The organism is Streptomyces sp. CCM_MD2014 (genome assembly GCF_000772045.1).
In the GTDB taxonomy this organism is placed as follows: domain Bacteria; phylum Actinomycetota; class Actinomycetes; order Streptomycetales; family Streptomycetaceae; genus Streptomyces; species Streptomyces salinarius.
Map to the genome: position 1 here is coordinate 1,176,489 of NZ_CP009754.1, position 24,899 is coordinate 1,201,387.

Annotated in this window: 17 protein-coding genes; 6 read left to right on the forward strand and 11 right to left on the reverse strand. The window is 70.3% G+C overall.

Annotation, left to right across the window (positions count from 1 at the left end):
- Window positions 1-63 precede the first annotated feature (63 nt).
- Window positions 64-1,074, reverse strand: coding sequence for a zinc-dependent alcohol dehydrogenase (locus NI25_RS39600; protein WP_061441309.1), 1,011 nt, complete (start codon window positions 1,072-1,074; stop codon window positions 64-66).
- Window positions 1,075-1,183: 109 nt separating this feature from the next.
- Between NI25_RS39600 and NI25_RS05180 the strand changes: the two genes are divergently transcribed.
- Window positions 1,184-1,984 (forward strand): CDP-alcohol phosphatidyltransferase family protein, encoded by an 801-nt coding sequence (locus NI25_RS05180; protein ID WP_061441310.1) that lies wholly within the window; start codon window positions 1,184-1,186, stop codon window positions 1,982-1,984.
- On the opposite strand, the gene NI25_RS05185 is transcribed toward NI25_RS05180, so the two are convergent.
- Complete coding sequence (locus NI25_RS05185; RefSeq protein WP_061441311.1) at window positions 1,981-2,796, reverse strand: SDR family NAD(P)-dependent oxidoreductase; 816 nt, start codon at window positions 2,794-2,796, stop codon at window positions 1,981-1,983. The two genes, NI25_RS05180 and NI25_RS05185, sit on opposite strands and share 4 nt — an antisense overlap.
- 72 nt (window positions 2,797-2,868) lie before the next feature.
- On the opposite strand from NI25_RS05185, the gene NI25_RS05190 reads away from it, so the two are divergent.
- Complete coding sequence (locus NI25_RS05190) at window positions 2,869-3,456, forward strand: TetR/AcrR family transcriptional regulator (RefSeq protein WP_061441312.1); 588 nt, start codon at window positions 2,869-2,871, stop codon at window positions 3,454-3,456.
- Here the strand turns inward: NI25_RS05190 and NI25_RS05195 are convergent.
- From NI25_RS05195 to NI25_RS05235, 9 genes are all read right to left on the reverse strand, one after another.
- Window positions 3,453-4,829 carry an MDR family MFS transporter gene (locus NI25_RS05195; protein ID WP_061441313.1) on the reverse strand — a complete coding sequence of 459 codons (1,377 nt, stop codon included), beginning with the start codon at window positions 4,827-4,829 and terminating at the stop codon, window positions 3,453-3,455. The two genes, NI25_RS05190 and NI25_RS05195, sit on opposite strands and share 4 nt — an antisense overlap.
- Before the next feature lies 1 nt (window position 4,830).
- A complete protein-coding gene (locus NI25_RS05200) occupies window positions 4,831-6,639 on the reverse strand; it encodes an ABC transporter permease subunit (protein ID WP_078884510.1) in 1,809 nt (602 codons plus the stop codon).
- 3 nt (window positions 6,640-6,642) lie between these two features.
- The gene (locus tag NI25_RS05205; RefSeq protein ID WP_061441314.1) at window positions 6,643-8,154 is read right to left on the reverse strand and encodes an ABC transporter substrate-binding protein; all 1,512 of its coding nucleotides are present in this window, start codon (window positions 8,152-8,154) and stop codon (window positions 6,643-6,645) included.
- Between the two features lie 90 nt (window positions 8,155-8,244).
- Window positions 8,245-8,808: a GNAT family N-acetyltransferase gene (locus NI25_RS05210; RefSeq protein WP_061441315.1), complete on the reverse strand. Its 564-nt coding sequence runs from the start codon at window positions 8,806-8,808 to the stop codon at window positions 8,245-8,247.
- A 431-nt stretch (window positions 8,809-9,239) separates the two neighbouring features.
- Window positions 9,240-11,330, reverse strand: a complete 2,091-nt coding sequence (locus NI25_RS05215) for an Hsp70 family protein (RefSeq protein WP_061441316.1) — start codon at window positions 11,328-11,330, stop codon at window positions 9,240-9,242.
- Window positions 11,327-11,929, reverse strand: coding sequence for a hypothetical protein (locus NI25_RS38305; RefSeq protein ID WP_233520679.1), 603 nt, complete (start codon window positions 11,927-11,929; stop codon window positions 11,327-11,329). The genes NI25_RS05215 and NI25_RS38305 overlap by 4 nt, the downstream gene beginning before the upstream one ends.
- Before the next feature lie 169 nt (window positions 11,930-12,098).
- Complete coding sequence (locus NI25_RS05225; protein ID WP_199561089.1) at window positions 12,099-13,796, reverse strand: hypothetical protein; 1,698 nt, start codon at window positions 13,794-13,796, stop codon at window positions 12,099-12,101.
- A gap of 200 nt (window positions 13,797-13,996) precedes the next feature.
- Window positions 13,997-14,545, reverse strand: a complete 549-nt coding sequence (locus tag NI25_RS05230) for a hypothetical protein (protein WP_061441318.1) — start codon at window positions 14,543-14,545, stop codon at window positions 13,997-13,999.
- A gap of 111 nt (window positions 14,546-14,656) precedes the next feature.
- The gene (locus NI25_RS05235; protein ID WP_061441319.1) at window positions 14,657-15,883 is read right to left on the reverse strand and encodes a DNA sulfur modification protein DndB; all 1,227 of its coding nucleotides are present in this window, start codon (window positions 15,881-15,883) and stop codon (window positions 14,657-14,659) included.
- Between the two features lie 189 nt (window positions 15,884-16,072).
- Here NI25_RS05235 and NI25_RS05240 point away from each other — a divergent pair, with 189 nt between their 5' ends.
- The 4 genes from NI25_RS05240 to NI25_RS05255 all read left to right on the forward strand — a co-directional run bounded on the left by NI25_RS05240 (window position 16,073) and on the right by NI25_RS05255 (window position 24,872).
- Window positions 16,073-18,250 (forward strand): N-6 DNA methylase, encoded by a 2,178-nt coding sequence (locus tag NI25_RS05240; protein ID WP_199560827.1) that lies wholly within the window; start codon window positions 16,073-16,075, stop codon window positions 18,248-18,250.
- A 162-nt stretch (window positions 18,251-18,412) separates the two neighbouring features.
- The gene (locus NI25_RS05245) at window positions 18,413-20,404 is read left to right on the forward strand and encodes a type I restriction-modification system subunit M (protein WP_061441320.1); all 1,992 of its coding nucleotides are present in this window, start codon (window positions 18,413-18,415) and stop codon (window positions 20,402-20,404) included.
- A complete protein-coding gene (locus NI25_RS05250; RefSeq protein WP_148315105.1) occupies window positions 20,401-21,696 on the forward strand; it encodes a restriction endonuclease subunit S in 1,296 nt (431 codons plus the stop codon). Before NI25_RS05245 ends, NI25_RS05250 begins: the two co-directional genes overlap by 4 nt.
- Window positions 21,693-24,872: a type I restriction endonuclease subunit R gene (locus tag NI25_RS05255; protein ID WP_061441322.1), complete on the forward strand. Its 3,180-nt coding sequence runs from the start codon at window positions 21,693-21,695 to the stop codon at window positions 24,870-24,872. Before NI25_RS05250 ends, NI25_RS05255 begins: the two co-directional genes overlap by 4 nt.
- Window positions 24,873-24,899 lie beyond the last annotated feature (27 nt).

The window sequence follows — 24,899 nt, forward strand, 5'->3', positions numbered from 1 at the left end:
GGTGCCGTCTATTACGGCCGGGTGCCTGTCCCTGTTCAGTGGGCCGTACGTCTTTTCTCAAGGTCAGGCGCCGCCGCGGGCGTCCGCCCCGCCGTCCTCCCCGTCGTACCGGATCCGGTGGCACAGTGCGGGGATCTCGCCGGAGGCCAACCGGGGCATCAGCTCGGGCAGTTCGGCGAAGGCGGACTCGCCGGTGACGAGCGTGTCCAGCGCCGGGTCGGCGAGCAGGTCGAGGGCGAGGGCCAGCCGGTCGGCGTAGGTGCGGGTGGCGGCGCGGGCCGGGGAGACGGTGCCGACCTGGCTGCCGCGCAGGGTCAGACGGCGGGAGTGGAAGGCCTCGCCGAGCGGCAGGGCGACGCGCCGGTCGCCGTACCAGCTCAGTTCGACGACGGTGCCCTCGGTCCGCAGCAGCTCCAGCGACCGTGCGAGCCCGGCCTCCGTCGCGCTGGCGTGCACGACGAGATCGCGGTCGCCGAGGGCGTCGGCGGGGGACGCGAAACCGACGCCGAGCGCGGCGGCGACCTCCGCCCGGCCGGGATCGGCGTCGACCAACTCGACGCGGACGCCCGGGAAGCGGGCCAGCAGGGCGGCCACCGAGCAGCCGACCATGCCGCCGCCGACCACGGTGATCCGGTCGCCGACCAGCGGCGCCGCGTCCCACAGCGCGTTGACGGCGGTCTCGACGGTGCCGGCGAGCACGGCCCGCCCGGCGGGGACGGAGGGCGGCACCGGGGTGACGGCGGCGGCCGGGACGACGTACCGGGTCTGGTGCGGGTAGAGGCAGAACACGGTGCGCCCGGCAAGACGCTCCGGGCCCTCCTCCACCACACCGACGTTGAGGTAGCCGTACTTCACGGGCCCTGGGAAGTCGCCCTCCTGGAACGGCGCGCGCATCGCCGCGTACTGGTTCCCGGGCACCCGGCCGCCGAAGACGAGGGTCTCCGTGCCCCGGCTCACGCCGCTGAAGAGCGTACGCACGAGCACGTCGTCCGGGCCCGGTTCCGGCAGCGCCACCTCGCGAACGGCACCCCGGCCGGGCGCTTCGAGCCAGAACGAACGTGCCGTGCGGGTCATGGAAAGTCCTCCTGAACGATCGGGAAGCCACTCACGTACCGAGGGATGCACAAGCCGCGCACAAGGCAGCGGCGTTGATCGACTCTGTCACACGGCCGGAGGGTGTTCGGTGGCCCTGAACAACACGTACGACGCGTGCGAACCATACGACCCGTACGACGTCTACGACGCGAGGCCCGTTCAGCAGGAGACCGCGGTGGGAGCGGGCGCGATGCTCCTGCTGCTGGTGCTGCTCGGCACCGCGATCGGCATGGGCACGGCCGGCTGGCTGACCGGCCTCGCGTTCGCGTTCGCGAGCTGGGCCGTGCTCTCCCGGGCCCTGCACCGCTCCCGCCTGCCCTCGTTCGGTCCGGCCAACCGGGTCACCCTCGGCCGGGCCGCTCTCGTCGGCGGCGTCACCGCCCTGGTCGCGGACTCCGTCCGCGGTGCGCCGCCCGTCTCCCTGCTCGTCGGCCTGACGACCGTGGCCCTGATCCTGGACGGCGTGGACGGCAGGGTCGCCCGCCGCACCGGCACGTCCACACCGCTGGGCGCGCGCTTCGACATGGAGGTCGACGCGTTCCTGATCCTGGTGCTCAGCGTGTACGTCGCCATGGACCTGGGCCCGTGGGTGCTGCTGATCGGGGGCATGCGGTACGTGTTCGTGGCCGCGGCCCGGGTGTGGCCGTGGCTGACCGCTCCGCTGCCGCCGAGCACGGCCCGCAAGACGGTGGCCGCGCTCCAGGGCGTGCTGCTGCTCCTGGCGGGCGCGGACCTGCTGCCGCGCGTCGCGAACGCCGGAGTGGTCGCCGTGGCGCTGGGTCTGCTGGTGTGGTCGTTCGGACGGGACGTGCGGTGGCTGTGGCGGCGGAACCGGGGGCCTGCCGCTCCCGCCGGCCGTGTCCCCGGCCTCACAGGGCAGTACACCTAGACTGCCGCGCCGACCCGTCCGGAGGAGCGGGCCGCGATCCGCCCGCCGATCAGGACGGTGCGCCGGCGGGTGAAGAGCCGGGGCAGCGAGACCATGACGGCGTTCATGCGGCCCGACGGAACACTCGGCCGCCGGCCGCGGTCCAGGGTGCGCATCGCGGTCGCCACCACCTGCTCGGGGGTCTCGTAACTGCCCTGGTAGGCACCTCCCTCGAGACGGTCGAAGAACTCGGTGCGGGTGAGGCCCGGGGCGAGCGAGAGCACGCGCAGGCCGGTGCCGCGGGACTCGTACCACAGCGCCTCGGTGAAGTTGAGGACGAACGCCTTGCAGGCGGCGTACACCGCCATGTCGGGGACCGGCGTGTAGGCCGCCGCGCTCGCGACGTTGACGAGGATGCCCCGGCCGGAGTCGCGGAGCGGCTCGATGAACGCCCGGGTGAGGTCGACGAGGTTGGCCACGTCCACGTTGATCTCGTCGGTGAGGCGATCGGGGTCCTCCCGGTGGAAGGCGCCGTTGGTGCCGAACCCGGCGTTGTTCACCAGACCGTCGACGCGGATGCCCTGCCCGGCCAGCTCGGCGGCCAGCCGGCGCCCGGCCCCCGGCTCGCTCAGGTCGAGCGGCGCCACGGTGGCCCGCACACCGTGGTGCCGCGCCCGCAGTTCCGAGGCGAGGTCCTCCAGGCGGTCGCGCCGCCGTGCGACGAGGACGACGTCACTGCCGCGGCGGGCGAGTTCGCGGGCGAAGGCGGCGCCGATGCCGGAGCTGGCGCCGGTGACGATCGTGGTCTGACCGGAGAAATCGATAGGTGCCATGCGATGCACTGTAGGCAGTTACTTGCACTGAGTGCAAGCTATGCATGCGATGCAAAGTTATAGGCTGGGTGCATGGCCGACACCCCCACGCTTCGAGAGCGCGCGCGCCGTGCCGCACGCGCGGAGATCGCCGCCACCGCCATGCGGCTCTTCGCGGAGAACGGCTTCGACGCGACGACCGTCGACCAGATCGCCGGCGCCGTGGGCATCTCGCGCCGCTCCTTCTTCCATTACTTCGGGAGCAAGGAGGACCTCGTCCTGGGCGACACCGAGGCGTTGGGCGAGTCCGTACGGGCCGCGCTGGAGGCCCGCCCGGACGACGAGTCGGCCTGGGCGGCCATCCGGGCGGCCTTCCTGACCATCCGCCCTGCGGACAAGACCCAGGAGGAGCAGCTCACCCTCGCCCGCATCCACCACGAGGCGCCCTCCGTGCGCGCCCGGCACCTGGAGAAGCACCTGCGCTGGCAGGAACTGCTCGCCCCCGACATCCAGCGCCGCCTCGGCCTCCCCGCGACGACGACCCCCGACCCCCGGGCGCTGGCCTTCGTCGCCGCCGCCCTGGCCTGCTTCGACGCGGCCGTCGACGCGTGGTACAGCTCCGGCGGCGCGGAGGACCCCGAGCGCCTCTTCGACGAGGCGGTGGCGACGCTGCGGGCTTAGGGACGCCTCGATGGGCGCCTTCGCGCGGACGGGGACGCGGACGACGGCGCGGGCTCGGACGAGGTGGGGGCCGGCGCCGGGGCCGGGGCCGGGGGAACCGGCTGCGACCGCCGGGGCAGCACCCCCGCCGCCAGCAGCGGTACGGCCGCCAGCACCAGCCACGGCACGGCGACCGGCAGCCCGGTGTCCAGCAGCAGCCCGGTCGCGGAGCTGCCGGCCAGCACGACGATCCCGGAGACCGAGGACAGCGCCCCCGTGTACAGCCCAAGCCGCCCCTCCTCGGCGAGGTCCGGGACCCAGGCGCGGGCGACGGGCGCGACGAGCATCTGCCCCAGGGTGAGCAGGACGACGAACCCGGCGGCGGGCACCAGCCCGCCCGTCCCCGTCCACCCCGCGGGCCGTGCGAGGCCGACGACGACGAACCCGACGGCGATCAGCACCAGCCCGGCCACCATCGACCGGCGCGGCGCCAGCCGCTCCCCCGCCCACCGGGTCACCGGCAACTGCGCGGTCACCACCAGCAGCGACGACAGGGCGAACAGCCAGGCCAGCGGCGCCTGCGAACCGGCGGCCCGCTCCACCTCGGCGGGCAGGGCGAGGTAGAGCTGGTTGTAGGCGAGCAGATAGGCACCGTAGGCGCCACACAGCGCGAGGAACCGCCGGTTGCGCAGCACCAGCCGCGCTCCGCCCTTGGCCCGGACCTGGGCCCGCCCGGGGATGCGCTGCGGCAGCAGCCGGGCGTGCCCGGCGAGAACCAGCACGAAGACACCGGCGCCGGCCAGGCAGGCCGTACGGAAGTCGACGGCGAGCAGCAGCGCACCCAGCAACGGCCCGACGAAGGCACCGGCCTGCCCGGCGACGGTGAACAGCGCGAGCACCCGGGTCCGGTCGCCGCCACCCGCCTCCTCCCACACGACCGCCTGCCGGGCGACCTCGGACTCGACGGCGGGCGAGAAGAGGGCGGCGGCGAACCCGATCAGCAGTACGGCACCGACGACGGCCCAGGTCCGCTGGGCGAACCCGAGCCATCCGAACCCGGCGATCCGCAGGACGCACCCGGCGAGCACGACGGGCCGGATGCCGTACCGGTCGGCGAGGGCACCGCCGACCACGAAGAGCCCCTGCTGGCTGAAGGTCCGCAGCCCGAGCACGAACCCGACCAGCCACCCCGCCATGCCGACGGACTGCCCCAGGTGCTCGGACAGGAAGGGCAGGACGGCGAAGAAGCCGATGTTGAAGGCGAGTTGGGTGAGGACGAGCAGCCGGAGCAGCGGGGAGAGAGTGGAGAACGTGGTGAGCCGTGCGGTACGACGGCGCCGGGACACCGGTTCGGACCGCTCGGTGGAGGAGGATGAGGGAAGTGCGCGGGTCATGTCATCCGACTCCGGCCGGTGCCTTCTCGGTCGCCGTCACGGAGCGCCGCTCGGCCCCCTCGCCCCCGTCGGCGGTCGGCGAGGGACGCCGGCGGGCCGGTCGGCGCAGCCCGCCCGCCGCGCTGACGGCCAGCGCGCCGAGCAGGGCGAGGACGGCGGCGGGGGCGAGGACGGCCCAGGGGGCGCGTTCGGCGTAGGGCTGGTTCTCGGCGAGGAGCAGCCCCCACTCGGGGGACGGCGGCTGGGCGCCGAGGCCGAGGAAGCCGAGTGAGGCGAGCGCGAGGGCGACACCGGGCAGCCGCAGCAGGGCGTGCCGCAGGACCGGCGGCACCACGGCGGGCAGCAACTCGTGCCGCAGCAGATGGACCGGCCCCGCTCCCAGCCCCTTGCTGGCGGTGATGTGCAGGGTGGCGCGCTCCTGCCGCAGCAGGGAGGAGGTGTGCGCGGCGAGCGGTGCCCAGGCGACGGCTCCCACGGCGAGCGCGGGCGTGGCCGCGCCGCTGCCCGCGACGGCGGTGACGAGGAGGGCGACGAGCACGGGCGGCACGGAGTTGACGGTGTCGACGAGCGGCGCGGAGACGCGGGGCACGAGCCCGAGCAGCACGCCCACGAGCAGGGCGGCCGCGCTGATGGCGGCGGCGAGGAGCAGCGTGTCCAGCGCCCCGTGGCCGACGCGGGCGAGCAGGTCGCGCCCGAGGGCGTCGGTGCCGAAGGGGTGCTCGAGGGAGGGCGCCCGCAGTCGCTGCCCGGTGTCGAGGGCGAGCGGATCACGGACCAGCCCGACCATCACGACGGCGACCAGCAGGGCACCGTAGACGAGCGGCAACAGCCTCCCGGCGGGCGGTGCGGGCCGGTGCAGCGAGGACAGGGCGCCGTCCCGCAGCGCGGGCCCGGTCAGCAGCCGGGCGGCGACGCGGGTGGCGCCGGTCGCGAGCGCGGCCAGGAGGACGAGGGCGAGGGTGCCGGCCTGGAGCACGGGAAGGTCCTGGGCGAGGGCGGCCTGGAGGGTGGTGCGCCCGAGCCCCGGGATGTCGAAGACCTGCTCGACGGCGACGGCACCGCCGGTCAGCCCGACGACGAACAGCCCGAGGTTGGGCAGCAGCGCGGGCACGCACCGCCGTACCGCCTGACGGGCGACGGACCTCCCGGTCAGCCCCCGGGCCGCGGCGGCCAGCGCCCACGGTTCGCCGAAGGCGCCGGGCAGCAGGTCGTCGAGCAGCCGCCCCAGCACGGCGCCCGCGGGCAGCCCGAGGGCGAGCGCGGGCAGCACGGTCCACTGGGGGCCGTACCACCCCAGCGCAGGCAACCACCCCAACTGCACTCCGACGACGGTGGCCAGCACGGAGGCGACGAGGAACTCGGGCAGCGAGGCGAGTACGGCGGACCCGCTCCCGCCGCTGCGCCGCCCGCCGAGCCGCCGCCGGGCGCCGAGCCGCAGGGTGCGCAAGCAGATGACCCCGGCCGTGAGGACGGCGACGAGCAGGGCGACGCCCATGAGCAGCAACGAGGCACCGAGCGCCCGCGTCACGTAGGGAAGCACGTCCGCACCGGAGATCCACGACTGCCCGGCGTCCCCGCGCACGAGCCCGCCCAGCCAGCCGGCGAGGACGTGCAGGGGCCCGCCGTCGACCCCGAGCTGCTGCCGGATGTCGGCGAGCACCTCGGGCGTGGGCTCGCGCTCGGCGGACCGCGCCTTGAGGACGGTGTACGCGGGGTCGGTGTGCGTGAGCCAGGGCAGCAGCCCGATCCCGCACACCAGCCCGACGGCGAGGAGAATCCGCCACCCGGCGCCCGCCACCCGCTGCCACACGGTTCAGCGCCGGGTGCCGGTGCCGACGAGGGTGCGCTCGTACGGGTCGAGGACGACGCCCTGTACGGAGTCGGCGACACCGGTGATGATCCGCTGGTGCACCAGCGGCACGACGGCGTCACTGCCGAGGATGCGCGCCTCGGCGGCCATGGCGGCGTCCTGCCGCTTCGCGGTGTCGGCGATCTTCTCGGCGTCCGCTACGGCGCGGTCGACGCCCTTGTCGCAGAGCTGGGCGATGTTGAAGCCGCCGTCGCAGGTGTAGTCGCTGGCGAGGACGGCGACGGGGTCACCGGTGTCGAGCAGCGTGTTCCGGGCGAGTACGAACGCGTCGAACTTCCCGTCCAGTGCGTCCCCTTCGAGCCGCGAGTACTCCCTCACGGTGAGCTTGACGGTGAACCCGGCCTTCTCCAGCTGCTGCTTGACGACCTGGGCGACCTCGGGCAGCTCGGGCCGGTTGTCGTAGGTGGCGAGGGTGATGGTGTCGCCGTTCCCGGGCTTCTTGACCGCCGCACGTCCGACGGGCGCGGTCCGCTTGCCTTCCGCCCAGGTGACGGCGGGCCCGTAGATCCCGGCACCGGGATCGGCGTACCCCTCGTAGACGTCCTCGGCGAACACGGAGGTGTCCAGTGCCTGCCGGGCGGCGGCCCGCAGCCCGGCGTCCTCGAACGCCCCAGACGAGGCGTTGAGAAGCAGGCTGGTGGTCCGGGTGGTGGCGGTGTCGCGCCGGGTCTTCTCATCGAGGGAGGCGGCCTGGGCGACGGGAACGGCCTCGGCGATGTCGAGTTCGCCGGTACGCAGGGCGTTGGCGCGCGCGGTGCCGTCGGCGATGAAACGGGCGTCGATGCCGGAGGCCTGGGCACGGCCGCCCCAGTAGTCGTCGAACCGGTCGAGGGAGGCGGAGGCGGCGCCGTTGACCTCGGTCAGCTCGAAGGGGCCGGTGGCGTGGCCGACCGGGTCGACCCGACTGCCCTTCGCGTACGCGTCCTTGGACAGGATCGCGAGGCTGGGACTGGAGAGCCGGAGCGGCAGCACGGGGTCGGGCTCGGCGGTGGTAACGCGCACGACCCGGTCACCGCTCGCCTTGACGCTCAGGGTGACACCGGCGAGGGCGGCGGGCGCGGGCTCGGCGTCGGTCGCGCGGGTGAGGGACGCGGCGACCGCGGCGGGGGTGACGTCGCTGCCGTCCTGGAAGGTGGCGTCGCGGAGGGTGAACTCCCAGTCCTTCTCCCCGTCCCGCCGCCAGGATTCGGCGAGCGCGGGCGCGGCGGAGCCGTTGGCGTCGAGGGCGGTGAGTCCCTCGGTGACCCCGAGCCGGCTGAGCAGGGTGGCGTCGGCGCCGTACGGGGACAGGTTCTCGGCGGGCGGGAAGGCGAGGGCGACGCGGAGACGGGCACCGTCGCCGTCCCCACCGTCACCGGACGCGGAGTCGTCGCCGCCTCCGGAGGCGAAGCAGCCGGCCATGAGCGGGACGAGCAGGAGGGGGGCGAGCAGCCGGGGGCGGCGGTGGGAGCGCATGGTCCTCGGATCGATCGGTTCAGGCGGGGCGGGCAGAGGGGTGTGCGGCGACGCACCGAGACCCTACATGGAAATGATTTTCACGCCTACTCAATCACGGGAGACGGCCACACGGGAGACGACCAGGGGAACATCGAAGTGCACGATCCCCTGCCCGCCCCCCGCGTCCTCCCGCTCGTCGTGCACGACCTTGGCCAACGACCGCCAGAACGGCTCGGCCCCTTCAACGGCGGGGTCGGTGTGCAGATACACGGCCCGGTATCCCCCATCACGGGCGGCGAACGCCAGCAACTCGTCGACAAGCCGACGCGCGAGCCCCCGCCGCCGATGCTCGGGCCGCACGTACACCCGCCGCAACTGCGCGGTCACACCGGAGGGGTACCGCTCGGCGACGTGCGCCGGGTTCGGGGGATGCGCGGGCCCCCGGGAGTCGAGGGCCCCGGTGGCGACGACCTCACCGTCCGCGTCCACGGCGACGAGGAGGGTGTGCCGGGCGGGGGTCAGGTAGGCCCCGGCCGGGTCGATGACATCACCGTGCCAGCGGGGGACGTAGCCGGTGCGGAAGTCCCGGTAGACGGTGTCGAGCATGACGGCCCGGGCGGGGGCCACGTCGGCGGGGGTGGCGGTTCGGATGGTGTAGTCGGTGGTGCGCACTTGCACATCATATGCAGTAGTGCGTCGGTGCTGGTCAGGCAGGGGAGGACGGCGGCTCAGCACGGGCCCCTGTGGTCGCGCTTGCGCCGGCGACGAAACCCTCTTCCCCGCCTCACTCACCGGCACCTGCTGGTGCGGCTGCGCCAGGAAGACCGGCCCAGCCGAGGAGCGACACCACGACGGGAGACTCCAACAACGAGCGCGCCGTCCTTGAGAAGGCAGTACGTAGGTTCGGTGGGCTTTGCACACCGAGCGCGGTCTCCGTGCCCTGCGCGACACAGGGCACGATCCCCATCCGAAGCACACCCGCAGGGTCCTGCGCGACCTCGCGAGCGACGGCCTACTGGTGAAGGTGAAGGACTGGCCCGTCCGCTAAAGAGTTGTACGGACGGGCTGCAGGGTGACCCCTCCGACCACCGGAGAGACCGGTATCAGCGGCGACGTCCTGCCGGAACGGCAGCATTGGGCCTGCGCCTGTTGAAGACCCATAGTCCCTGGGAGTGTGTGGCGCCCAGCACCCGGCCGTCATCCAGGAGCCAGGGGTTGGCCTTCTGGAAGGGTGCGAAATTGTCGTTGGAGACGATCACCCCGCCGATCTCGTCCGCGATGCTGATCACCAGGGCGTCGCCGCGGCCTTCCGTGCCCGCCGGGGGCTGCACCACGGTGCCGGCGGCGATCGCCTCCTCCACCAGCGGTCGTTCCTCCGGCACGACATCGTGCCGGAGGGTGGCGTCGACGACGACATGGATGTCCCGTTCGGGGTTCTTGAACCGAAGCGACTTGATGGCGGCCTGCAAGGCCTGGAAGCTCGGCCGCCCGCCTGCGGAACGAGGCGGGCGGCCGTTCCACGCGAGATTCGAGCCGTCCACGACCAGGGCCGCAGCAGGTTTCCTGCCGGCCGTGACGGACTTGGGCAGCGAAGCAGGCGTCGGCCTGCTCGCCACTGCACTGCCGGCCCGCCCCTCGGCCCCGTGTGCCACCACCGGCTGTGGATGCGTCGGCCTGGGCGCCTCCCGCCCGGTCGTGCGCAGCGAGAAGAGCTTCTGCAACTCGTTCTTGATCTCCGGCGAGACGGCACTGTCACCGAAGACCCTCACCTCTCCGTCGAGGACGGGGTGCCCCGTCTTCTGGAGCGTGGCCTTCACCGTCAGCAGACCCTCCTTGCTGTAGGTGTACTCCAGATCGAACGCGCCGTCCTCGGCCGCCCGCGAGTGCTGCGGCGGGTAGGTGAGGACGAGTTCGGTGAGTTTGACGTTGTCGGGGTGGTCGACGGGGCGGTCGGGGTCGCCTTCCCACACCTCGACGGTCAGTTTTGACACGCCGTCCCTGGACGGCTGGTAGGACTTCTTCCGCTGCTGCGGGAGGCGCTGGTTGCGATCGATCAGCGAGCTGAACTCTCGCTTTCCGTGCTGGTCCTTGGTGATGGTGCCCAGAGCGTGTGTGTTGACGACGCGGATGATGCTCTTCAGCTCTCCGTCCATGGCGGCCGCGCAGATCGCGGCGCCCTCGGCGACCGCCGTCATCGGGTGGCAAAGGTCCGCGCCGACGAGTTCGCAGTCCAACGCTTCCGCCACGGCGTCGCGCACGGCGGGGATCTGGCTGCTTCCGCCGATCATCAGCACGGCCTTGAGCTCGCTCGGATCGATACGCGCCTGATCGAGGCACTCCTCGACCGGGTCCAGAGCCCGGCTGATGAGGTCCTGAATCGCGGCGGAGAACTCGTCCTGGCCGATCTCCACGGCGATGCCGTCCGGAGTCGTGATGCGCACGGACTCCTGGGTCGACAGGAGGATCTTGTTGCGCTCGATGTCGAGGGCGAACTGCCGCTGTTCGGACTCGGACCAGGTCCTGCGCGCGGGTGCCCGGTCGAGCACCATGCGGCGCAGTCGCGCGTCGATCTCCAGGCCGCCGAGCATGTTGACGCCACGGCTGGCCTTCTCGTCGAAGAATCCGTCGTCGTGCAACAGCAGGGTGGCGTCCATGGTTCCGCCGCCCCAGTCGAAGACGAGGAACTCTCCGTCCTCCTCCATGGTGTGCGCGTAGGCGATGGCGGCGGCCGTGGGCTCGTTGAGCAGTGTCTTGACGGCGATGCCCGCCGCCCGCGCCGCCTCGCGAGTACGGAAGCGAGCCGCTCCCGTGGCGTTCGCCGGCACGGTGATCACGGCCTCACCGATCTCCGTCGCGGCTTCTTCCTCGGCGGCGGTGGCCATCGAACGGAACACGCCGGCGGCAGCCGTAGTGGCGGCGAATCGCCGACCGCCGACCGTCACGAGTGGTTCGTCGCGCAGCAGCCGCTTGCACGCCTCGACGGCCTCCTCTGACCGCAGTTTGGCTTCCCAACCGAACAAGGCCCCTGTGCGGAGGGAACTGGTGCCCACCACCGACGGGTAGAGCTTCTCGAAGCCGGGTCGCTCCCAGTCCGCATCAAGTCCTTGGCCACCGAGTTCAAGGATCTCGACGTACTCGCCGTTCCACTGGGCGGCAACCGAGTTGGTGGTGCCGAAGTCGATGCCGGTCGTCACTCTTCTTCCCCCACAAAGCTGTCACCCGCGGGAACCCTCCGCAGGTGCCCGGACAGCAGAACCTTGCCGGTCAATTCGTCCACGTAGGCCGGACGCAGGACTTCGAAGCGATCCCCCTCACCCTCCGTGACGACGAACTGCCCCTCCTCCTCCGGCTCGGTCACCCTGCGAAGACGCAATTGTCGCAAATGGTCTTCCAGGGAGCCGTTGACGAGCTCACCGCCATGGTCCGGCTGGGCCCACAGCAGTGCGTCGATCTCCGCGAGCCGCCCGGCGAACTGGGTACGCGTCCGGAACTCGTCCAAGACCGCTTTGCGCACAGCCACGTTGAGCCCGGTGGCCGGGACGGCGTCACCGACGGTCGCGGCCGCCAGAGCAGCGGGGATCCGTTCGACCACTCCCTGGATGAGCGTCTTGGCGTCGACGGGCTCCAGCACTGCGGGCGCTGTCCGGTCGTTCACGTCGGTGGACCGCTCGGCGTCGGTCGGCTCCGGCTCCACGGGCTTTTCCTGGACATCCACCGCAGCGGACTGCTCGGACAACTGTTGCCGCTTCGCCCTGCGGCGCATCAGTCCGCTGGGTTTGTGCGGCGCATCCACGTGATTGCTGCCCGGCTGTATCTGCCCGCAGTGCGGGCAGGGGCGATGAGCACGCTCGTTCTTGGGGAGCCTGGCTCTCTTCTCACCACGGCGTTCCGTGGTCTTCCTGTTCCCGGCCATGGACTGGTTGCGCCTCGCTCACCGTCGTGCGTTCTGTCGGAAGGGGCCGTCAACGGGTGGGACCGTGACGGTCGAGGTGGGGTGCGGTGCTGCGGAAGTCGTCGAGCAGTTCGACGGCTGCGAGCGCCCGGATGGACTCGAGGTCCGCGCCACTGGTGAGGGCGGTACGGCGTGGCATCGGCTCCAGCGGCGGCACGAGTCGCCTGGGCACCGCGTCGGGCAACTCGTAGCGGGCGCGATCGAGGGGCACCTGGAAGAAGACGTCGTATCCGGCCTCGTGCCGCTCGGCATCCTGGATGCGGCCCTCCGCCCGATTGAGTCGGGCCTGCGCCGTCTGGTCGCCCTCGTGTTCGTACTGACGGAAGAGGTCTCGGCAGTGCCGTTCCCAGCCTTGCGCTCCATGGTCGAGACCGAGTTCGATGAAGGGGTTCGCCATCTCACCCCGCTTGTTCTTCGTCGTACTCCTCCAGGTACGCACGTGCGCGAGGTTGCGCTCGGCGACGGGATCACCGTTCGCCGCCGCCTTCTGCGCGTACGTCTCCGCGAGGGCCAACTGTTCCCTCGCCGCCCGATCGTTCTCGACATCGGTCGAGGTGACGGCGGCGAGGTACGCGGCGATCGTGTACGCCTCGTCCATGAGGCCGGTGGGCAGCGACGGGCCGTTCGTCCGTTCCCTCACGAAGGAGTCGGCCTGGCGACGGGCCCCTTCCAGATCGCCGGACCTCAACAGGTCGAACGCATGGTTGAGCGCGACCAGCGCGTAGAAGTCGCTGCGTCGCGGGTCGACGGGCGCGGTCGGCCGCCACAGTGCGGCCATCAGCTTCCACAGTCCTTCGTCACGGACGGTGTCGCCGTCCCACTGCCCGACGAACGCACCGGACCTGAGGTCGCGCAACTCGATCTGCTGGGCGCGCGGCAGCGCCGCGTCCAGGGCGTCCAGGGACGCCAGCTGAAGATCCCTGACCACGTCGTACAACAGGTCCCAGACGTCCTCGGGTTCCTGCCGCACGATCGTCTCGTCCGCCAGGAACGCCCGTCGCCGCAGCATACCGTGCCATCCGAGCCGCTCGGCCTCGTGCGGGTCGACCGACTTGGGGGCCAGGCGTGCGCGCAGATAGAGCGCCTCGTTGCCGTCACGCGCTCGCCAGGGTTCGTCCTCTGCCATCAGACCACCGTGGTCCACGAGATCGTCGAGGACCGACAGTGGTGCCCAGGGGAGGACTTGGGCCAGGACCGCGTTCGGTACGGGAATCGCGCCTCGGGTGGCGGCGGTGGCGAACAGGGAGAACGCGGGCCCGCCCGACACCGCGCGGGACCTGGTGCTGACCAACTCGAGGCCGGGCGCGGTCGAGCACAGGATCCGGCACCGCTCCGATCCGGGCGCGTTGAGCCAGCGCACCTCGGCGGCCCACAGAGCACGCAGGTGCCCGAGGACGTCTTCCGGCTTCAGAGCCGTGAGTCCCGCACGGACCGCAGGAAGCAGCGCCTCACGGTCGGGCGTCCCGGCGACAGCCCGGGTCAACGTGTCGCGTTGATCGTCCGTCAGTGCGGGCACCTCGACGATGTCACGCAGCATCGCCAGCACGGCCTCGACGGCCTCACCGCCGTTGACACCGAGCCAACGCCACTTCCGTTGGGCAAAGCCGTTCGCTCCGGCGGGCTCGCGGCCGCGGCGCTCCCGCGCTCTCGCCAGGCGCTCCTTCTCGGCGGCTATCGCCGCTCGGCGGGCGGCGACCGGGTCCGTCATGTCGTACACGCCGACAGAGTAGCCGCGCACAGAAACTTCACCTACCCCTCCCCCGAATTCCATATGCGCAGGTGACCTGCCCGCCGGGACCGCGTCTCACCGTGGGCGAGCCCTGCCCGCCTCAGCCGACCCGCTTCCACTCCTGACACCGGTTGGTCTTGAAGTACTCACCCTTGTTGAGGGTCACCCGGCCGGTGCCCTCAAGGTTGTTGTTGGCGATGATCGAGCCGAACTCGCCGCTGGGCGTCCTTGGCCCGCTCCCAGTAGCAGCCCCACTCGTCCTCGGGCCCGGCCGTCTTGTACGTGCCAGCCTTGATGTCCTCACCGACGAGATACTCGCCGTCTCCCGAGAAGGTGGTCGCCGGCCCCGGCTCCTTCGTCCTCTTCGGCTTGGCGGTCACCGTCTCCGTCACGGTCTCGGTCACCGTGGGCGCGGGTTCGGCCTCGGCGGCCGGTGCCGTCTCCGTGACGGTGATCGTCGGGCGGGGGCCGGCCTTCGTGTCTGCGGCCGCCTCGGCCTCGCTGCCCGTGTCGCCGCTCGCGCCCATGCCGACTCCGACGAGCAGGAAGACGAGGGCGACGGCGCCGTACTTCAGCCACGCCCGGTGGCGGGAGTTGGGCTGCATGGCCGGGGTGTGCGGTGGCATCGGCGGGAAGGGCGGCCGTCCGCCACCGTACGATCCGGTGATCGGCTGAGTTGTGTGGCCGTGGTCGGAACCGAGGCCCGGGTCGGGCTTGTGGTCGGTCATGTTGCGCTCCGTTTCCTCTGCGCACAGGCGGGTCGTTCCGCACCGGCGCTCTGGGGTTTGTGCTGTCGGTTCCACTCGCAGGCAGCGGGCGAAGTGGGCGGTCGATGCGGCTCAGAGGCCGCGGATCTGGCGCCCCGCCTCGGTCGCCGGGTAGAGGATCGCGTCGGCGACGCGACCGCCGGAGTCCTTGACCCCGCCGCTGAAGTTGAGGCGGCCGGAGGTCCCGGTCTTGGCGGCGACGCCGTCCCAGTACTTCGCCTCGCGCTCCCAGCGGATGCCGTCGAGGAGCCGGAGCAGGTCGTCCATGCGGAACACGGCCCCCGACTCGCTCCAGGGCATGGTGGGGTGCACGGCGATGCCGAGCCCCGCGAGGACTGCGGGCGCGGTGATGGCGCCGCGCTCCGCGAACTCGCGGGCGTGACGGACGATCAGGTCGCCGAGGATGGGTACGACTGCGGCCTCCACCTGCTCGGGACGGGCGCCCGCCGGCAACTCGTCCTCGTGCACGGACTCGGCGGAACGTGCGAGCCCGCCCCGCCCGTAGAGGGTGGTGACGACGAGTGCGCGCAACGCGGAGAGGGTGACGACCTCGCGGTCACCGGTGGACAGCTGCCGCTTGCTGACGTTCACGAGCCGGGCGAACGGCACCCGCTGACCCTCGACGTCGATCCGTACGGAGTCGGCGACCAGATGGGCGAGGCGGGTACCGAAGTCCCGCTGGTCCATGGACATGGCGAGGTTCTTCGCCACGGCGACGCCCTGCACGTTGCGGTCGTAGAAGATCTGCCGCGCGTCCGCCGGGGCCAGGTCGATGTAGAGCTCGAAGGGGATGCGTACGCGCGAGAGCTGCGAATACGTCAGTCCGTACGCCTCCGGGTCGTCGTAGAGGTCGTGCCAGGCCGTGGTCTGGGTCTCGCCGTCGATGGCGACGACCATCGTGCCCGGGGCGACGGTCAGGGTACGCAGACCGGTGCCGAAAACGAGTTCCTCGCTGAGCGCGGCCAGCGGTCCGGCGTGCCACAGGGTGATCGGCGGCGTGGACCAGGCGGCCCCGAGCTCGCCCTTGATACCGGCGGCGATGTACTCGGCGTACGGACGGACGTTCTTGCCCTTCTGCGAGGACTTCAGTGTGCGCTGCACGGTGGCGCGCAGCTCGGCGTGCCGACGCACCAGGCCCGACGCCGCCTTCAGCTTGCGCGGGTCCTCCTCGGCGCGGGGCGAGGGCACCAACTGGACGAGTGCGGGCACCGCCATCGTCCCCACGACGGCGTCGTCGCGGAACGGCATGACGGTGAGCTGGGTGCCTTCGACGACGGCGGTCGGCATGGTCAGGCGCATGGGTCTCCCCCTGAAGCGATGCCTGCGCGGCATCTGGAGCGGTCCGGTGGGCGCGGCGGTGTCGACACCACCCACGCCGGAAGCGTGACCAGATAAGCAGTAGAATGAAAGCGTTGTCAATCGTATTCACGGGCTTGACGCGTGCTGTAGGTTGTTGACTGCTAGCTACCGAGAGGTTCAGGAACCGCCATGCCCCAGCAGCCCACCGCGCAGGTGACGGCAGCCGAGATTTCCCGCATCGCCGGAGTCACGCGCGCCACCGTCAGCAACTGGCGCCGCCGGCACGACGACTTCCCCGAGCCCTCTGGCGGCACGGAGAGCAGCCCGCTGTACAACCTGGAGACAGTGCGCGCGTGGCTGGCCGCGCGCGGACACGCCTCCGCCGCGAGTCCGGCGGAGGAACTCCGGACGATGCTCCGCCTGCACGGACGTACCGGCAGCGGCGCCGCGGGCGACTCCGCCGAGCTGCTGCTCCTCGTCCTGGCAGCGGCCCGCCGCTCCCCCGCCGAGCTAGCGGCGACCGCCGGCCTGTCCGACGCGGACCTCGCGTCCGAGGCCGAGTGCGACAGAACGACCGTCGCCGAGGCCGTCCCGGGAACGGGTGACGGTGCCGTCCGCTTCACGGCCAAGGACGCGCCGGTTCTCCGCGCGTTGTACGCGTGTGTACGCGAGTCAGGCGGCCAGGCCACACTGGGCGTCCTCGCGGAGTGGGAGCTGGAGGACAGTGCGGCGAGTGGCGCCTACCGGACCCCCGGGCCGCTCGCGGACCTCATCGCCCGGCTGGTCCCGGGCACTGCGTCCAGCATCCTCGACCCGGCCTGCGGCAGCGGTTCCCTCCTCGCGGCGGCCTCCCGGCACGGCGCTCGCGAGTTGTACGGCCAAGATGTGTTGCCCGTTCAGGCCCGCCGCAGCGCCGTCAGCCTAATGCTGACCGCACCAGATGCCACGGTCACCGTCCGCGCCGGGGACAGTCTCCGCGCGGACACCTTCCCGGACCTGCTCGCCGACGCCGTACTGTCCAACCCGCCCTACGGCATCCGGGACTGGGGCCACGACGAACTGGCCTACGACCCGCGCTGGGCGTACGGCGTCCCGGCCCGCGCGGAGTCGGAACTGGCCTGGGTACAGCACGCGCTCGCCCACCTGGTGCCCGGCGGCTACGCGGTCCTGCTGCTGCCCCCGGCCACGGCCGGGCGAGCGTCTGGGCGGCGCGTACGCGCGGAGCTCGTACGCAGCGGAGCCCTGCGCGCGGTGATCGCGCTGCCGGTCGGCGCGTCGGTGCCGCTGCACGTGGGCCTTCAGGTGTGGGTGTTGCAGCGCCCCGAGCCGGGGGGCGCGGAGCGCAAGTCCGTGCTGTTCGTGGACACGGCGGCGGAGACAACGACGACGGCGACCGGGAGCGGTGCGGCGACAGCGCCGTCGCGGACGCGGGGTACCGGCCGGTCGACGTCCGTGGACTGGGCGGCGGTAACAGCGCGGGCGCTGGAGGCGTGGGAGACGTTCACGGCGAACCCGGACGCCTTCGAAGGCGAGGCGGGCGTCGCGCACGCGGTCGGCGTGGTGGACCTGTTGGACGACGTGGTGGACCTGACCCCGGCGCGGCTAGTGCGGGCATCACGGGCGGAGGTCGATCCGGCGAAGCTGTCGGCCGAGGTGGATGGCACGCGCCAGGACCTCGTGAAGGCCGCGAAGGCCCTCGCGCGGACGGCCGGTCGCGAAGGATGGAGCGCCGCGGGCGCCGACGCCCGGGAGTGGCGGACGGCAACGGCCTCCGACCTCTCGCGGGGCGGAGCGCTCACTCTGCTTCGCCCGGTACCGGACAGCGCGCGCACACGGGCACACGTCGCGAACGGTGAGAATGGGAGCCAGGTTGCACGGGCGGTCCTCACCGGCTCGGACATCGCGACCGGGTCGGGGCCCACGGGAGAGCCGACGGAGCTGTACGACGACACGTCGCCCGTGATCGCCGTGGGGGACGTCCTCGTACGTGCGGTCGCGAGCGCGGACGGCGCCATGGCCCGGGTCGCGGGCGAGGAGGACGCCGGCGCTCTGCCCGGCCCGCACGTCCACCTCTTCCGCCCGGACCCGACACGCCTGGACGCCTGGTTCCTCGCCGGGTTCCTGGGGGCGGAGGAGAACATCGCGGGCGCGTCGACCGGCAGCACGACCCTTACCGTCAACCCGGGCCGACTGCGCGTACCGCTGCTGCCGCTGGACGAGCAGCGGCGGTACGGGGAGGCGTTTCGGCACGTGCACGGACTCCGGGCGGAGGCTCAGCGGGCGACGCGGCTGGCGGAGGAGACGGCGCGGTTGCTGGTAGCCGGGCTCACTGGCGGACAACTGGTGCCGTCGCCGGGAGACGGCTGAGTCAGTTGGCCGGAGGTACGTGGCCGGGTGGCGATTCGCCCCATTCGGTACGCAGGCCTTCACGCATAGACCACAATTGGCAGACCGCTCTGGTCGGCCGCTCAACGCGGCTCGGCTCGGGCGGTGGGGTTGGGACATTTCGGAAGGAATCCGGGGATCCAGTTGAACAGCAGTAAGCACACGGAGCTGGCGAACCACGCGTGGTCCGTCGCCGACCTCCTGCGGGGGGACTACAAGCAGTCCGACTACGGCAAGGTCATCCTGCCGTTCACGGTGCTGCGGCGACTGGAGTGCGTGCTGGACCCTACGCGCGAGAAGGTCGCGGAGATCGCGGAGCAGCACAAGGACAGCGGCATCGACCCGGACCGCTTCCTGCGGCGGGCCTCGGGCCATTCCTTCTACAACAGGTCTCGCCTGACGTTGAAGAAGATCGCCGAGGACCCGCAGAGCGCTGCAATGAACCTCCAGGTGTACGTGGGGGCCTTCTCGGACAATGCGCAGGGCGTGCTGGAGCGCTTCGAGTTCGCCCAGCAGATCAAGCGGCTCGACAGCGCCGGACTCCTCTACAAGGTCATCGGCAAGTTCACGGACCTGGACCTGCGCCCGGAGATCGTGCCCAACCACAACATGGGCTACATCTTCGAGGAGTTGATCCGCCGCTTCGCCGAGCAGTCCAACGAGACGGCCGGTGAGCACTTCACACCGCGCGAGGTCATTCAGCTCATGGTGCGGCTGCTGGTCGCCCCGGACGGCGACGCGCTCCACCTTCCGGGCGCGGTGCGTACGGTCCTCGACCCGGCCTGTGGCACGGGCGGCATGCTCTCGGCGATGGACGACCTGATCACCGACTTCAACAAGGACGCCACGGTGGAGGTGTACGGGCAGGAGTTGAACCCCGAGTCGTGGGCGATCTGCCGGTCCGACCTCATGATCAAGGGCCAGGACCCGGAGAACATCGCCTTCGGCAATTCCTTCTCCGACGACGGCCACGCCCGCAAGACCTTCGACTACATGCTGGCCAACCCGCCGTTCGGGGTGGAGTGGAAGAAGGTCAAGGACGAAGTCGAGCACGAGCACAAGGCGCTGGGTGAGGCCGGCCGTTTCGGTGCGGGTCTCCCGCGCATCAACGACGGCTCTCTGCTGTTCCTCCAGCACATGATCTCCAAGATGAAGCCGGTGGATGTGAACGGCGGGGGCGGATCGCGTCTGGCGATCGTCTTCAACGGCTCGCCGCTGTTCACGGGTGCGGCCGGCTCCGGTGAGTCCGAGATCCGCCGCTGGATCCTGGAGAACGACTGGCTGGAGGGCATCGTCGCCCTGCCGGACCAGCTCTTCTACAACACGGGCATCTCGACGTACTTCTGGATTCTGACGAACAGGAAGAACCCGGACCACAAGGGCAAGGTCGTGCTGCTGGACGCGCGCGACCAGTGGCAGAAGATGCGGAAGTCGCTCGGCGACAAACGCAAGCAGCTGGGCTCGGACCACATCGCGACGGTGGTCAAGCTGTACGGCGAGGCGCTGGCCGTGGCGGGCAACACGGAGCATCCGCTGCACGACAAGGTGAAGGTCTTCCGCAACGAGGACTTCGGCTACCAGCGGATCACGGTGGAGCGCCCGCTGAAGCTGCGGTTCGAGGTGACGGAGGAGACCCTGGCGGCGCTGGAGGCGTCCAAGGCCATCCAGAGGCTTCCGCAGGCTGCAGCCTTGGCGGACGCCTTCAAGTCACTGATGGGCATGCGCTGGGACACGAAGCAGGAGGCTTGGCTCGCCCTGAAGGACGCGGTCGTCCAGGCTGGCGGGACGTGGCCGACGGGGGCGCCGTTCAACAAGGCACTGAGGGAGGTCGTGGGGGTACGGGACCCGGAGGGTGAGGTCCAGCTCGTCAAGGGGCAGCCGGAGCCGGACTCGGAGCTGCGGGACTTCGAGAACGTCCCGTTGGGTGAGGACGTCGAGGTGTACGTGGAGCGGGAGGTCCACCCACACGTGCCGGATGCGTGGATCGACGACAGCAAGACGAAGATCGGGTACGAGATTCCGTTCACGCGGTACTTCTATGTGTACGAACCACCGCGGCCTTTGGCGGAGATCGACGCGGAGTTGAAAGCGCTGGAGGCGGAGATTCAGGGCCTTCTTGAGGAGGTTGCGGAGTGACCACCGCAGATCAGTGGCTTGCTACAGCGCCCGCTCACTGGACTCGCGGGCGACTCAAGAACCTTATTGCCGTGGCGACTAACGGCACGTGGGGCAGTGATCCGGTTGAGGACGATACCGACGTCCGCTGTGTCCGAGCCGCAGATTTCGATCGTGTGACCCGACGCGCAGACCTCTCGAAGGCGCCACTGCGCTACGTTGAGCCATCTTCGCTTCGCCAGCACCTTCTGAGCAATGGTGATCTCGTCCTTGAGAAGTCGGGGGGTGGTGAGAAACAGCCTGTCGGTATGGCTGTCCTTTTCACCGGCATCGACAAAGCTGTCTGTTCCAACTTCTGTGCGCGGATCAAGCCATCCATCGACGTGGACCCCCGGTTCTTGACCTATGTTTTCGCCGCGGCATACGGGCAAGGTCTAACGCAGGCCGCGATTAAGCAGACGACGGGGATCCAGAACCTCGACACCGGAGCTTTCTTCGCCTCACGCTGGGCTTACCCAGCGGCAGAGGAGCAGCGTCGCATCGCCGACTTCCTCGACGCCGAGACCGCTCTCATCGACCGACTCCTCAGAGCACGTCAGCGCCACATTGGGCTTGTTGAAGAACGTTGGGAATCCAGTATCTATCAGGAGCTCATTCAGTCTGGAGCGCCCGAGATCGAGCTACGCAGGCTTGGTGTCGAGGTAACGACTGGACCGTTCGGTACGGTCTTCAGCGCTTCGGAGTATCAAGAGGGTGGGATCCCCATGGTGAACCCACTCCACATCAGGAATGGCGAGATCACTCCTGACTTCCACCATGCCGTGGCTCCAGAGACAGCTGCCCGCCTGACACGTCACCGGTTGCGTTCCGGCGATCTCATTGTCGGACGTAAGGGCGACTTGGGGAGAGCTGCACTCGTTCAGGCGTCTCAGGACGGATGGGTTTGCGGGAGCGACTGCATCGCCCTGCACCCTGGTGAGGGCATCCGTTCGCATTTCCTGGACTACGTCCTGCGTTCCCAGTACATCCGATCACAACTGCTCGCGAGATCGCTTGCAGCAACGATGCCAAGCCTGAACGAAGGCAACCTTCTCTCCCTTCGAATCCCATGCCTGACGCTCAACGAGCAGGACTCCATTTCCAGCCGTCTGGATCTAGCGCACGACTGGCTTGTGCGCGCCCGGCACAGCATGCGCAGGCAAGTAACCCTACTCAGGGAACGCCGCCAAGTTCTCATCACCGCGGCCGTAACCGGCCAATTCGATGTATCCACAGCCAGCGGGCGCAACGTAACCGAAGGAGTTGCTCTATGAGCCCTGTCGACGAGGCGGCCTTCGGGTCTCACATCGTTGCCTCCCTCTGCGAGCGAGGATGGCGGGAGGCGAATGCCGAGGATTACCAGCCCGACCTCGGCCTCGATACCAACGAGTTGTTCACCTTCATCGGCGCCACCCAGCCCGACGATTGGGACGAACTGCTCACCGTCTACGGCGGCAATCCCAACGAGGCCCAGCGCGGCTTCGCACAGCGCCTCGACCGGGCCATAGCCGAAGACGGCCTCCTCCACGTCCTCCGGAACGGCGTCAAGGACCGCGGAGTCCGCCTCCGCGTCGCCTATTTCAAGCCCAACCTCGTCTCCACCGACTCCGTCCTCCACGGCTACCGAGCCAACCGGCTCACCGTCGTCCGGGAACTCCCCTACGCCACCAAACAGGCCGACTGGGGCCACCGCCTTGACCTTGCCCTGTTCCTGAACGGCATCCCCGTCGCCACGGCCGAGTTGAAGAACCCGCTCACCGGGCAGGGCGTCGAGCAGGCCAAGGAGCAGTACCGGACCGACCGGGACCCCAGCGAGCTGATCTTCACGCGCCGCGTCCTCGCGAACTTCGCCGTCGACCCGGACCTGGTGTTCGTCGCGACACAACTGCGCGGCAAGAGCACCCAGTTCCTGCCCTTCAACACCGGATCGAACGGCCCCGGCCAGCCCGGTGGCGCCGGCAACCCAGCGCCCACGGCGCACGGCAAGTACGCCACCTCCTACCTATGGGAACAGGTCTGGCAGCGGGACAACTGGCTCGACCTCCTCCAGCGCTTCGTACACCAGACGAAGGAGAAGACGCCCGGCGGCGGCACCACCAAGAAGACGATCTTCCCCCGTTTCCACCAGTGGGACGTGGTCCGGAAGCTCACCGCACACGCCTCCGTCCACGGCGCCGGCCAGAACTACCTGGTCATGGCCTCCGCCGGGTCCGGCAAGTCGAACACCATCGGCTGGCTGGCCCACCGCCTCAGCGACCTGCACGCACGCATGGACCCGGCTGTTCTCCCACCCGACGCGCTGGCCGAGGGCCGTATCAAGCCCGGCGAACCCGTCTTCGACAAGGTCATCGTCATCACGGACCGACGCAACCTGGACGCCCAGCTCCGGGAGACCGTCGGCAGCTTCAGCCAGACCGACGGCCTGGTCGTGAAGGTCGACGAGAAGCACGGCGCGAAGAGCGAACAGCTCGCCCGCGCCCTCTCCCGCGACTCCGGGAAGATCGTCACCGTCACCCTGCACTCGTTCCCGGCGCTGCTGGACTACATCAAGCGCAATCCCACCGAGATCAAGGGCACCCGTTTCGCGATCATCGTCGACGAGGCACACTCGTCGCAGTCCGGCGACGCCGCCACCGCCGTGAAGTCCGCCCTGCGTGACCTCGGCCTGGACTCCGACTCGGACGACGAGGGCGCGACCACGGTCACCGTGGACGACAAGCTGAAGGCGAAGGCGGTCGAGCGCTCGCACGCCGCCAATCTCTCCTACTTCGCCTTCACCGCAACGCCCAAGTCCAAGACTCTGGAACTCTTCGGCACGGAAGGCGTGGAGAACGGCAAGTCCGTCTACCGGCCCTTCCACACCTACTCCATGCGCCAGGCCATCGAGGAAGGCTTCATCCTCGACCCACTGCGCAACTACGTCACGTACAACACGTACTGGAAGCTCGCGAACCTCAACCGCGACGAGAAGGAGGTCGACCCCTCCAAGGCGAACAGCCTGCTCGCCCGGTTCGCGCTCATGCACGAGCACACGGTGTCCCAGCACGCCCAGGTGATCGTCGAGCACTTCGTCGCGCACACCCGCGGCCGGCTCGGTGGCCGGGCCAAGGCCATGGTGGTCACGGCTTCCCGCCACTCCGCCGTGCAGATGGCCCGTGCCATCAAGAGCTACATCGCCGACCGCGACTACGACACCAAGTACCCGGACCTCGGTGTCCTGGTCGCGATCTCCGGCTCCCTCACCATCGACGGTGAAGAGACCACCGAGGTGAAAGAGAACGGCGGTCTGTCCGAGAGCGCACTGCCCAAAGCCTTCGCCTACACGCGCGCCGACGACAAGGCCGTGAAGGCCGGCGGCAAGGGACAGCAGGAGTACCGGATCCTGGTCGTCGCCGAGAAGTACCAGACCGGCTTCGACCAGCCGCTCCTCACGACGATGTACGTCAACAAGACGCTGACCGGCATCGCCGCGGTGCAGACCCTCTCCCGCCTCAACCGCACCGCCGAGCGCAAGACCCAGGCCGACCTGGCCGTCCTGGACTTCGTCAACGAGGCCGAGGACATCCAGGACGCCTTCCGCCCGTACTTCGAGGAGGCGCACACCCTGCCCTCCGACCCGAACCTCCTCTACACGGCCCAGAGCCGCGTCATGTCCGCACCGATCATCTCGGAGCAGGACATGGACGAGTTCGTCGCCGCGTACTTCGAGGCGCAGGAGAAGGCGGGCGGCTCCCAGTCCAAGTGGGAGAAGCTGCACGCCGAGCTGTACCGGCTCCTCTCCCCCGCCGTCACTCGCTTCACCGCCCTCCTGGAGAGCGAGGAGGAGGACGACGTCGAGACGGCCGAGGAGTTCCGGGCCAACCTCAACGACTACGTCCGCAAGTACGGCTTCCTCGCGCAGATCGTGCCGTACCGCGACGCCGAGTTGGAGCGCCTGTACCTCTACGGGCGTTACCTGCTCAACCGTCTTCCCCGCCTCGCCGACGGCGGAGTCGACATAGGCGAGGTCGACCTCAGCCATCTGCGGGTCGAGAAGACCGGCGAGCACGACGTGTCCCTCAACCCCGAGGGTGCCGCCGAGCTCAAGGGCTTCGGTGACGGGGTCGGTGGTGCCACGGACGCCGAGAAGTCACTGCTGTCGGCGCTGATCGAGAAGTTCAACGCCAAGTTCGGCACGGAGTTCACCGAGGAGGACGTCCTCCCGGCCTTCAACGCGACGAAGGACGACCCGAAGGTCCGCGCCGCCGCCGTCGTCAACGACGAAGAGAACTTCGGCATCGTCTTCGACAAGAAGTTCGAGGAGAACATGATGGATCATGTCTCCACGATCGACACGCTCGGAAAGCGGTACTTCGGTACCGACCGTGACTTCAAGTCCAACCTCGACCGCAGCGCGCGTCGTGCCGCCTGGCGGATGATCCGTCGGGAGGAAGGGCTGGACGACATCTGACGCGATCGGGGCGCGGTGCGCACCTCG

Bases quoted from the DNA above. Each gene is read 5' to 3' on its own strand.
- NI25_RS39600 (WP_061441309.1), bottom strand. From the start codon at position 1,074: ATGACCCGCACGGCACGTTCGTTCTGGCTCGAAGCGCCCGGCCGGGGT.
- NI25_RS05185 (WP_061441311.1), bottom strand. From the start codon at position 2,796: ATGGCACCTATCGATTTCTCCGGTCAGACCACGATCGTCACCGGCGCC.
- NI25_RS05190 (WP_061441312.1), top strand. From the start codon at position 2,869: ATGGCCGACACCCCCACGCTTCGAGAGCGCGCGCGCCGTGCCGCACGC.
- NI25_RS05195 (WP_061441313.1), bottom strand. From the start codon at position 4,829: ATGACCCGCGCACTTCCCTCATCCTCCTCCACCGAGCGGTCCGAACCG.
- NI25_RS05205 (WP_061441314.1), bottom strand. From the start codon at position 8,154: ATGCGCTCCCACCGCCGCCCCCGGCTGCTCGCCCCCCTCCTGCTCGTC.
- NI25_RS05225 (WP_199561089.1), bottom strand. From the start codon at position 13,796: ATGACGGACCCGGTCGCCGCCCGCCGAGCGGCGATAGCCGCCGAGAAG.
- NI25_RS05230 (WP_061441318.1), bottom strand. From the start codon at position 14,545: ATGACCGACCACAAGCCCGACCCGGGCCTCGGTTCCGACCACGGCCAC.
- NI25_RS05235 (WP_061441319.1), bottom strand. From the start codon at position 15,883: ATGCGCCTGACCATGCCGACCGCCGTCGTCGAAGGCACCCAGCTCACC.
- NI25_RS05240 (WP_199560827.1), top strand. From the start codon at position 16,073: ATGCCCCAGCAGCCCACCGCGCAGGTGACGGCAGCCGAGATTTCCCGC.
- NI25_RS05255 (WP_061441322.1), top strand. From the start codon at position 21,693: ATGAGCCCTGTCGACGAGGCGGCCTTCGGGTCTCACATCGTTGCCTCC.